Source organism: Sulfuricurvum sp. RIFOXYD12_FULL_44_77, from assembly GCF_001830725.1.
Taxonomy (GTDB): Bacteria; Campylobacterota; Campylobacteria; order Campylobacterales; family Sulfurimonadaceae; genus Sulfuricurvum; species Sulfuricurvum kujiense_A.
Genome location: NZ_MIBU01000073.1, coordinates 1 through 1,882 on the forward strand (window position 1 = coordinate 1; position 1,882 = coordinate 1,882).

At 43.0% G+C, this 1,882-nt stretch carries 3 protein-coding genes; all 3 read left to right on the plus strand.

Annotated features, from left to right (window positions below; all coding sequences use genetic code 11):
* Positions 1 to 536 (plus strand): hypothetical protein (locus A2517_RS03425; RefSeq protein WP_294894153.1); only part of this gene is annotated, 536 nt, incomplete at its 5' end.
* A gap of 15 nt (positions 537 to 551) precedes the next feature.
* Positions 552 to 1,160 (plus strand): excalibur calcium-binding domain-containing protein, encoded by a 609-nt coding sequence (locus A2517_RS03430; RefSeq protein WP_294894155.1) that lies wholly within the window; start codon positions 552 to 554, stop codon positions 1,158 to 1,160.
* A gap of 49 nt (positions 1,161 to 1,209) precedes the next feature.
* Positions 1,210 to 1,882: AAA family ATPase (locus A2517_RS03435; RefSeq protein ID WP_294894157.1), on the plus strand; the 673-nt coding region annotated here is incomplete at its 3' end.

Sequence of the window (1,882 nt, forward strand, 5' to 3'; positions counted from 1 at the left end):
TAAACATCAGCGGAGTAAATATTTTCGCCGAAGAACCGATGCGCGATATCTCTCCCGATACGGCGGGATTTAGCGGGGAGATACGTCAGGAGTTTGCCCTTGTCAGCTCTAAAAGTTTTATTATCCCTTCGATCACCATCGATGTTTTCGACACGTCAACGCAAAAAATAAAACGGCTCCAAAGCGACGCGGCAGCGATCGAAGTGGTGCAGGGATATGAGCGATCGAATCTCTTAGACCCTCCCGCGTTGCGTGATTGGAGCGGTTGGATGCGATATACCCTTTATACGGGTTTAGTGATGGCGGGAGTTGCGCTGGGTGAGGCAGTGCGGCGGCTGTGGAAACTGAGACCACGGAGAAAGGTGAAGCGGTTTTGGGATGAGGCCAAAACATCCAAAGAGTTGGTGATGCTCCTCTCCCTTTCGGGAGAAAAACATTACGAAGAGGTGATTGAATTGCTCGAATCAGGGAGAGTGGATTTGCGTGAAGCTAAGAAGAGATTGAATATATTGTTTCACAATGATTCAGTGAAATAAGAAATGGTGTTTATAATGTCAAAAATATTATACAGTACATTATTTATCATTTTTACAGTCTCTTCTTATGCTGAATGTCTTGTAAATGTGCCTGAAGAGATAGCCGACAAAATTGCACACGGACACGCATGGACGAATCATGGAAGTGAGTTTTCTGAAAAAAAGAGAATAGCAAATATAGAAATGCCTGATACGCAAAAAATTGGTAATCCTGAAGAGTTTCAAAATCATATTCGTACGATTATGATGACTAAGACTCCTAAAATTATTCCGGGTAATCGTAAGGTTTATTGGGATGACAATACGGGAACAATCGTTTTTTATGATCCATTAAGCAATGATTGTGGAACGGCATTTCGTCCCAATGATGGAAAAGAGTATTACGAGCGTGTTTTAATGAGAAAAGAATCGGATAAAGATCGATCGAAAATGAAAGCATATCAGCCATCAACGAAAACGACATCACAGATGAGAAAAACAAGTAATTTTCAATGTGACGGTAGAAAGCATTGCTCTCAAATGAAATCATGTGAAGAGGCTACGTTTTTTCTCAATAATTGTCCTAATACAAAAATGGATGGGAATAACGATGGAATCCCGTGTGAAAAACAATGGTGTAACTAAAAGCTAAAAATAAACAAGGTAAACTCACAACAGATAAAGAGGAAAAATAATGATAGATGTAATTAATCAAATACGTTCCGAAGTGGCCAAAGTCGTCGTCGGTCAAGAGAAAATGATCGACGGATTGTTGATCGGATTATTGTGCGACGGTCATATCCTGATCGAGGGGATACCTGGGTTAGCGAAAACGACAACAGTTAAAGCTCTCTCACAAACATTAGGATTAGGGTTCAAACGGGTGCAGTTCACCCCCGATCTCCTCCCGAGCGATATTTTGGGTGCTGAGGTCTACGATCCGAAAGAGAACGGCTTTAAAATCAAAAAAGGGCCTATTTTTACCAATCTCCTCCTCGCCGATGAGATTAATCGCGCACCCGCAAAAGTACAATCGGCACTGCTGGAAGTGATGCAGGAGCGGCAGGTGACGTTAGGGGATGAGAGTTTTAAACTCTCCCCTCCGTTTCTCGTTATGGCGACACAGAATCCGATCGAGAACGAAGGGGTTTATCCTCTTCCTGAAGCGCAACTCGATCGTTTTATGCTCAAAATTACCGTCGGATATAACACCCCCGAAGAGGAGCTATCCATCGCACGGCGTGTCGGTTCGGGATTGGGTGAAGCCATTAATGCGGTGATTGATTCGGCGGCGTTAATTGCACTCAAAGAGAAAGTAAAAGAAATCCATATCGACGAAGAGGTGGAGAAATATATGATCAGCCTCG